Source organism: Polaromonas sp. P1_G1 (assembly GCF_056405595.1).
Genome location: NZ_JBFUBU010000086.1, coordinates 1 through 7,992 on the forward strand (window position 1 = coordinate 1; position 7,992 = coordinate 7,992).

The 7,992-nt window shown below is 64.0% G+C and carries 7 protein-coding genes and 1 pseudogene; 2 read left to right on the forward strand and 6 right to left on the reverse strand.

Features of this window, described 5'->3' with window-relative positions; translation table 11 throughout:
• From AC1D1Y_RS25425 to AC1D1Y_RS25445, 5 genes and pseudogenes are all read right to left on the reverse strand, one after another.
• Positions 1 to 1,243 (reverse strand): annotated as a pseudogene (locus AC1D1Y_RS25425) (ATP-binding protein); the annotation flags it as partial.
• Positions 1,244 to 1,315: 72 nt separating this feature from the next.
• Complete coding sequence (locus AC1D1Y_RS25430; protein WP_477684798.1) at positions 1,316 to 2,125, reverse strand: ABC transporter ATP-binding protein; 810 nt, start codon at positions 2,123 to 2,125, stop codon at positions 1,316 to 1,318.
• Positions 2,126 to 2,144: 19 nt separating this feature from the next.
• The gene (gene ntrB / locus AC1D1Y_RS25435) at positions 2,145 to 3,113 is read right to left on the reverse strand and encodes a nitrate ABC transporter permease (RefSeq protein WP_477684799.1); all 969 of its coding nucleotides are present in this window, start codon (positions 3,111 to 3,113) and stop codon (positions 2,145 to 2,147) included.
• A 57-nt stretch (positions 3,114 to 3,170) separates the two neighbouring features.
• The gene (locus AC1D1Y_RS25440) at positions 3,171 to 4,415 is read right to left on the reverse strand and encodes a CmpA/NrtA family ABC transporter substrate-binding protein (RefSeq protein ID WP_436155286.1); all 1,245 of its coding nucleotides are present in this window, start codon (positions 4,413 to 4,415) and stop codon (positions 3,171 to 3,173) included.
• Between the two features lie 375 nt (positions 4,416 to 4,790).
• Positions 4,791 to 5,423, reverse strand: a complete 633-nt coding sequence (locus tag AC1D1Y_RS25445) for an ANTAR domain-containing response regulator (protein WP_436155285.1) — start codon at positions 5,421 to 5,423, stop codon at positions 4,791 to 4,793.
• 297 nt (positions 5,424 to 5,720) lie between these two features.
• Between AC1D1Y_RS25445 and tsaD the strand changes: the two genes are divergently transcribed.
• A complete protein-coding gene (tsaD, locus tag AC1D1Y_RS25450; RefSeq protein WP_477684800.1) occupies positions 5,721 to 6,764 on the forward strand; it encodes a tRNA (adenosine(37)-N6)-threonylcarbamoyltransferase complex transferase subunit TsaD in 1,044 nt (347 codons plus the stop codon).
• Between the two features lie 29 nt (positions 6,765 to 6,793).
• Here the strand turns inward: tsaD and AC1D1Y_RS25455 are convergent, their stop codons facing one another.
• A complete protein-coding gene (locus AC1D1Y_RS25455) occupies positions 6,794 to 7,195 on the reverse strand; it encodes an Hsp20 family protein (protein ID WP_477684801.1) in 402 nt (133 codons plus the stop codon).
• 140 nt (positions 7,196 to 7,335) lie between these two features.
• Here AC1D1Y_RS25455 and AC1D1Y_RS25460 point away from each other — a divergent pair.
• Positions 7,336 to 7,992 (forward strand): ABC transporter substrate-binding protein (locus AC1D1Y_RS25460; RefSeq protein WP_477684802.1); only part of this gene is annotated, 657 nt, incomplete at its 3' end.

A 7,992-nucleotide genomic window follows, 5' to 3' on the forward strand; every position in this document is an offset into this window, starting at 1 on the left:
CGACAAAGGCCCGCATCATGGCCGGCTCGGTCTCGAAGGCCTTGAGCATCATGGACAGCTCTTTTTGCGAACGCTGGCGCTCGCCGGCCAGCCTGGCCTGCAGTTCGACCTTCTGCGTGATGTCCTGCACGGTGACCAGCAGGTGCCGCACGGCGGCGCCGTCCTGCACCCGGTTGAAGTGAAAGGACAGGTAGCGGGCCGTGTCCTGGCCCAGCCGGTTCCTGACGGTGAGCTCGACTTCGGAGAGCGGGTTGATGCCCTGGACCAGTTGCTCCTTCACATGCGGCGAGAACAGCAGCTCGACATAGTCGCGCGCATCGGTCAGGGCTTTGGCGGACACCAGCGTGGACAGCACCTCGAAGAAATTCTGACCCGGCGCCAACGTCTTGCCGAACAGCGCGTGGGTCGAAAGGGACAGCTGGGAGCCGAGCTGGTGCCCCGGCGTCAGCAGGAACAGGCCTTCACGGACGCTGGTGAGGATTTCACGGGTTTCCTCGGTCGCCGCTTCAATCGCGGCGTCGGAGATTTTCAGGCGCCTCAGGAACTTGAACAGGATGAAGGCGAAGTTCAGCAGGGCCAGCACGATGCCGCCGGTCTGCACCATGCGCAGCACGCTGGCGCGCGATGCGCCAATCTGCTGCGTTTCGGTCACGAAGTCGTTGGCTGCGCCCAATAGTTTGATGTTGTGGGCCTGGCTGTAGGCCAGCGCGGCGGCCAGTTCCTGCTGCGTGAAGTTGTCGCCGGCCAGCAGCGGCTGGAGCAAGGCGAAGTAGGGCTTCCAGACCAGCTCCACCTTTTCCTCGAGCTCACGGCCGCGGCTGGACACCACGGGCTCCAGGTAGACCGGCTTGCCGTCGCCGCCCGGAATGGTGCCGCCTTCGCGAAACGCCAGTTGCGACACCTGGAAGATTTTGGCGCCCGCGCGCAGCTCCGCCAGGGTTTCGGGCTTGTAGGCTGCGCCCGAGACGCGCATGGCGTCAAGCTCCAGCAGGGTGCGCGCGACGCGTTGCGAGACGACGCGCTGGCGCCCCGAGAGGTTGATGGCCACGGTGTCCTGGTCGATCTTGAACGAGGTGTAGAAGTTCAGGACCAGCACCCCGAGGTCGAACAGCAGGAAGAAGGCGACCGCGATGATGATTTCGCGGTACTTTCCGAGCGAGGCAAGGCCTTGCGAAGGCGCGGTGCGCGTGCCCTGGGGGACAACGATTCTGTCGGCGCCTCGAACAGGCAAAACAGCAGACATGGAAACCCTCCCTATGCTAATTTTTGTGGCGGTCGCCGCGCCCTTTCGCGGCGCGGGTTCCCGTGGGCTCTGTCAGGCCGCTTTTTCGACGTGGTCCTGGCGTGTGTAGAGAAAATCGATCACGGCCTTGCGGTAGCCCAGGTAGCGGATGTCCTCGGCCAGCGCCACGCGCGAGCGGGGCCGCGGCAGTTCGACCTGCAGGATTTCGCCGATCGTGGCCGAGGGGCCGTTGGTCATCATCACGATGCGGTCGCTCAGCAGCACCGCCTCGTCGACGTCATGGGTCACCATCACCACCGTGCTCTGCGTGGTCGCCACGATCTGCAGCAGCTCGTCCTGCAGCTTGGCGCGGGTCAGCGCGTCCAGCGCGCCGAAGGGTTCGTCGAGCAGCAGCACCTTGGGCTCCATGGACAGCGCGCGCGCGATGCCGACGCGCTGCTTCATGCCGCCCGATATTTCGCCGGGGCGCTTTTGCGCCGCCGCGGTCAGCCCGACCATGGCCAGCGCCGCATCGGTGCGGGCCTTGAGCTGGGCTTTGTTTTCAGTCGCCGAGAAGACGCGTTCGACGGCCAGGTAGACGTTCTCAAAGCAGGTCAGCCAGGGCAGCAGCGAATGGTTCTGGAACACCACGGCGCGCTCGGGCCCGGGCCCGGCGATCTCACGGTTGGCGCACAGCAGGCTGCCCTCGGTGGGCGTCGTCAGGCCGGCGATCAGGTTCAGCAGCGTGGACTTGCCGCAGCCCGAATGGCCGATCAGCGCGACGAACTCGCCCTTGGCGACCGTCAGGTTGATGTTCTGCAGCGCACGGAACGGCCCTTTGCGGGTCTTGAAGGTCTGCTCGACGCCCTGGATCTCGATGTACTTGGTGGTGAAGGATGTCATGGCTTGGTTCCTTTCGAGATCAGTTCTTGACTTCTTCAAACGTGAAGGCCGTGGCCAGCTTGATCAGGGCGAACTCCAGCACCAGGCCGACGATGCCGATCACGAAGATCGCGATGATGATGTTCTTGACGTTGAGGTTGTTCCACTCGTCCCAGACCCAGAAGCCGATACCGACGCCGCCGGTCAGCATCTCGGCCGCGACGATCACCAGCCAGGCGGTGCCGACGGCTAGGCGCACGCCGGTCAGCATGTAGGGCAGCACGGCGGGGAAGAGGATTTTCGTGACGATCTTCCATTCGCTGAGGTTGAGCACGCGCGCCACGTTCATGTAGTCCTGGGGCACGCGCTGCACGCCGACGGCGGTGTTGATGATCATGGGCCAGATGGAGCAGATGAAGATGGTCCAGATGGCGGCCGGGTTGGCGCCCTTGAACACCAGCAGGCCTATCGGCAGCCAGGCCAGCGGCGAGACCGGGCGCAGCAGGCTGATCAATGGGTTGAACATGCGGCTCAAAAAGTTGAAGCGCCCGATCATGAATCCGACCGGAATGCCGACGACCGCCGCCATGCCGAAGCCCATGGCCACGCGCTTGAGCGAGGACAGCACGTTCCAGCCCACGCCCTGGTCGTTGGGGCCCTTGCTGTAGAAGGGGTCGCTGAAGATCTGCACCGCCTGCGTGAAAGTATCCTTGGGCGAGGGAATGCTGCCGCCCGTGCCCATGAAGACCAGCTCCCACACCAGCACCAGCAGGCCCAGGCCCAGCAGGGGCGGCAGCAGGGCCAGCCAGAGAAAAGAGGCGTCCCAGGGCGCGCGCGCCGGCGGGGTGGCGGCGGCCGCCTGCACTGCGGGGGAAGGGGTGATGGGATTTGTCATGTCGTTGGCGGCGGGCGCCGATGGAAGGGCGCCGGTATCCCGGGCTCGGGCTTTGTCGCCGCCGCGGGCCGCAGGCGCGGCCTCGAGCGGGCTGTGGAATACGGCACTGACCATGGCGTGACCTCTTTGCGTGGGGTGGAAGGTTCGGTGGGCGGGKGGCGGGGCGCGGGCCTAGGCGTGAACCTTGAAGCTGTCGGCGTACTTYTTSGGGTCCTTGCCGTCCCAGACCGTGCCGTCCATCAGCTTGCTGCTGCGCATGATCTCTTTGGGAACGCTGGCCTTGGCGGCGGTGGCTGCCTGCTTGTAGACGTCGATGTGGTTGATCTGTTTGGCGATGCCCAGGTAGTCGGGATGCTCCTTGATCAGGCCCCAGCGCTTGTGCTGCGTGAGGAACCACATGCCGTCGGAGAGGTAAGGGAAGCTCACCGCGCCGTCGTTGTAGAACTTCATGTAGTTGGGGTCGTCCCAGGTCTTGCCCATGCCGTTCTGGTAGCGGCCAAGGATGCGCTGGTTGATGGCGTCGACGCTGGTGTTGACGTAGCTCTTGTCGGCCACGGTTTCGGCCATCTTGTTCTTGTTGGAGAGGCTGGCGTCAATCCATTTGCCGGCCTCGATGATGGCGGCGGTGACGGCGCGCGCGGTGTTGGGGTATTTCTTGACGAAGTCGGCGGTGGTGCCCAGCACTTTTTCAGGGTGGTCCTTCCAGACGTCCTGGGTGGTGACGGCGGTCACGCCTATGCCGTCGATGATGGCGCGGTGGCCCCAGGGCTCGCCCACGCAGAAGCCGTCCATATTGCCCACGCGCATATTGGCCACCATCTGCGGCGGCGGCACGGTGATGACCTTGGCGTCCTTCATCGGGTTGATGCCGTTTGCGGCCAGCCAGTAGTACAGCCACATGGCGTGCGTGCCGGTGGGAAAGGTCTGGGCGAAGGTGTATTCGCGCTTGTCGCTGGCCATGAGCTTGGCCAGGCCCGCGCCGTCGACAGCGCCCTTGTCGGCGAGCTTCTTCGACAGCGTGATGGCCTGGCCGTTGTTGTTGAGTGTCATCAGCACGGCCATGTCCTTCTTGGGGCCGGCCGTGCCCATGTGCACGCCGTAGACCAGGCCGTAAAGCACATGGGCGAAGTCCAGTTCACCGTTGACCAGCTTGTCGCGCACGCCGGCCCAGCTGGCTTCCTTGGTCGGGATGATCTTGACGCCGTATTTCTGGTCTATGCCCAGCACCGAGGCCATCACCACCGAGGCGCAGTCGGTCAGGGGGATGAAGCCGATCTTGACTTCCTTTTTCTCGGGCGCGTCCGATCCCTGTGCATACACGGCGGCGCGCAGGGCGGGGTTGATGCCCACGGCGCCCACGGCCGCGGCCTGCAGCACGGTGCGGCGTGTCAGCGAAGATTTCAGCAGTTCAGTCATGTGTCGGCTCCAGGTAAAAAAAGCAAAAGACAAAACAAAAAAGGCGCTCGACCCGGGCAGCCACGTCAAACGTGATGCAGGGTGCGAACGCCTTTGTTCCTTGGGGCACCACACACTTCGCCGTTGAAGTGCTGTGCCGGATGGCCATCATTGACCAGTGCCTAGGGCATTGCAAAAGCTGTGCCAGGGTTGGCCAGCGTTGCCAAAAGAGTTGTTCTTGAGAGTGGAGATGCCAGGGAAGTCTTCTTGTGCTTGCAATCACACACTCCCTGAAAAAAACCTCACATGGGCGAAGCGCCGCGATGTGGATGCCGATGGTGCACCTGATTTGTGCGCTGCACCAATTGAGGGTGGTCGGTCGGCCCGGCGAGCGAATCAGCCCAGCAGGTCCAGGGCGTCCAGCATGCGCTGGGCCACGTCACCCAGCCGCAGGCCCTTGTCCATGGCGGCCTTGCGCAGCTTTTCGTAGGCGGCCTGCTCCGAGAGTCCCTGGCGCTGCATCAGCATGCCCTTGGCCCGGTCTATGACCTTGCGCTCATGCAGCTCGGTTTTGGCGTGCGCCAGTTCCTTGCGCAAGCCCTGCTCGTGCTCAAAGCGCGCCATGGCCACGTCCAGGATGGGACGGATGCGGTCCGGGGACAGGCCGGCCACCACATAGGCCGACACCCCGGCGGCGACGGCGTCCTTGACGTGGCTGGTGTCGTTGTCATTGGTGAACAGTACGATGGGCCGCCGGGCGTCCCGCGTCGCCATCACCACATGCTCCAGGGAGTCGCGGGCTTCACTTTCGGCGTCCACGATGATCATGTCGGGCTGCAGCTGCGCCAGGCGTTCATCCAGGAAGGTGTCGGCTGGGAGCACCGCGACGATGTTGTAACCGTTTTCCAGCAGGCCGATGCGCAGCTGGCGCGAGCGCTCGGCCAGTTCCCGCGCATGGGCGTCATCGGACACGGACTCCAGCAGGTCCGGGGCGATGATGACAAGGCGCAGGGATTGGGACGGTGTCATGGAGCCGTAAGTGCAAGAAACGTGCCCCCACGGTCGCGCACTTCGTGTCGCTCCCTGCCCCCCGAGGGGGCCGCTCGCCTGTGGCCCGGCAAAGCCGGTTCCACGGCTCATGTTGGGTTGAAGAGTTCAGTGGGCACAACCAATGAGGGGCTTACCAATGAGGGGCTTATTTCACCAGTAGGGGCCGCGGGACTGGCTTTGCCAGACCGCAGGCGCCGCCCCCTCGAGGGGGGAACAGGCTACACGCAGTGAGCCTGGACGGGGGAGGGTGATTCTTCCAAACCTTACACTCGAAAGATGAGAGTTCTTGGAATCGAATCGAGTTGTGATGAAACCGGTGTGGCGCTGGTGGATGCCAGTGGCAGCGCTGTGCCGCGCTTGCTGTCGCACGCGCTGTTCAGCCAGATCGACATGCACCAGGCCTATGGCGGTGTGGTACCTGAGCTGGCGAGCCGGGACCATATCCGGCGTGTTTTGCCTTTGACACACCAGGTGATGGCCGAGGCGGGCAGCAGCCTGGCACAGGTCGACGTGGTGGCTTACACGCGCGGGCCTGGGCTGGCTGGGGCGCTGCTGGTGGGCGCGGGCGTGGCCTGTTCGCTGGCGGCGGCGCTGGGCAAGCCGGCCATGGGCGTGCACCACCTGGAAGGGCATTTGCTATCGCCTTTCCTGAGCGCTGACCCGCCTGAATTTCCTTTTGTGGCCTTGCTGGTCTCCGGCGGGCACACGCAGCTGATGCGGGTGGACCGCGTGGGCAGCTACGAATTGCTGGGTGAAACGATTGACGACGCGGCCGGCGAGGCCTTTGACAAGTCGGCCAAGCTCATGGGCCTGCCTTACCCGGGCGGCCCGCACCTGTCGAAGCTGGCCGAGGGGGGCGACGGCGCGGCTTTCAAGCTGCCGCGGCCTTTGCTGCACAGCGGCGACCTCGATTTTTCCTTTGCCGGGCTGAAGACCGCCGTGCTGACGCAAGCCAAAAAACTGGGGCCGGACCTGGAAAGCCGCAAGGCCGACCTGGCGGCGGCCACGCAGGCGGCCATCGTCGAAGTGCTGGTCAAAAAATCACTGGCCGCCATGGCGCAAACCGGGCTGAAACGGTTGGTCGTGGCGGGAGGTGTAGGGGCTAATGCGCTGCTGCGAAGCCAGCTCAATGCCGTGTGCAAGCAGCGCGGCATTCGGGTGCATTACCCCGAGCTGCATTTGTGCACCGACAACGGTGCCATGATTGCCCTGGCCGCGGGCATGCGCTTGCAAGCCGGGCTGGAAACACTTCTGCGCAGCTACACCTTTGACGTGAAGCCGCGCTGGAACCTGGCCGAATTGCAGGCCGAGCCGGCCTGAGCCGATCGCCTGCTTTGAGACGCTCCTGATTACTGGATATCGAGGTGCGTCACGTTGCTGACGGGGACCTTCTTGGCCAGCGTCAACGTCAGCACACCGTTTTCCAGCTTGGCGCTGCTGTTGGCAGTGTCGATTTCCAGCGGGAAGCGCCATGCGGCCTTGACCTTGCGGGGTGCATCTTCCTTGCTGGACACACGGACCACGTCGCCTTCGATGCCGATGTCCAGATGTTCGCGGGCCAGGCCGGGGACGTCGAGCTGCAGGCTGTAGGCCTTCTCAAGGTCTTCCACGCTGGCAGCCTTGGCGGCGCCGGTGTCGGAGAGCGAGCTGAAGGTGTCATTGAGGAATTTTTCGAGTGCGCCGTTGCTCACGACGGGTGCATAGTGGCGATGAAAGGCGCGAGCGGGGCGGTTGGCGAGAGAGTAAAACATGGCGATTCCTTGATGGGTTAACAAGGGGCGTTTTCCCCTTACACTGCGCGGCGTTCAGCGTGATTGCCGCATGCACACCAGTTAGGTGTGCTGCCGTTTTATTCAAGCGAAATCAAGCGAAAACAGGGATCTATTTTTTTATGCACAAACACTTGAAACGCCTGTTCACGGCCCTATGTCTCTGCGCTTGCGTGGGGGCGGGTGCGCAAACCGCCGGCCAGCCACCGGTACGCATCGCGCTCATCGAAAGCCTGTCGGGCGCCTTCGCCAATACCGGCGAAGCGGTGTTCCGCAACCTGGTCTGGGCGACGGAGCGCGTCAACGCGCGCGGCGGCGTCAAGCCCGCCGGCGGGCCGCGCAACCTGGTGGTCGAGCGCTACGACAGCAAGGGCCAGAACGAAGAGGCGCTGGCGGCCTTGCGCTCGGCGATCGACGATGGCGTGACCATCATCGCGCAGGGCAATTCGTCGGCCATCGCGGCGGTGCTGATCGACGCCATCAACAAGCACAACGAGCGCGAGCCGAAAAAGCGCGTGCTGTTCCTGAATTATTCGGCGGTCGACCCCATTCTGACGAACGAAAAATGCAGCTACTGGCATTTCCGTTTTGACGCGCACGCCGACATGCGCATGGCGGCGCTCATGGACGTGCTCAAGGACGACAAGGCGCTCAAAAGCATTTACCTGATTGGCCAGGACTACAGCTTCGGCCAGGCGGTGCTTCGTGAGGCGCGCAAGCAGTTGGGCGCGCAGCGCCCCGACGTGCAGATCGTGGGCGACGAACTGCACGCGCTGGGC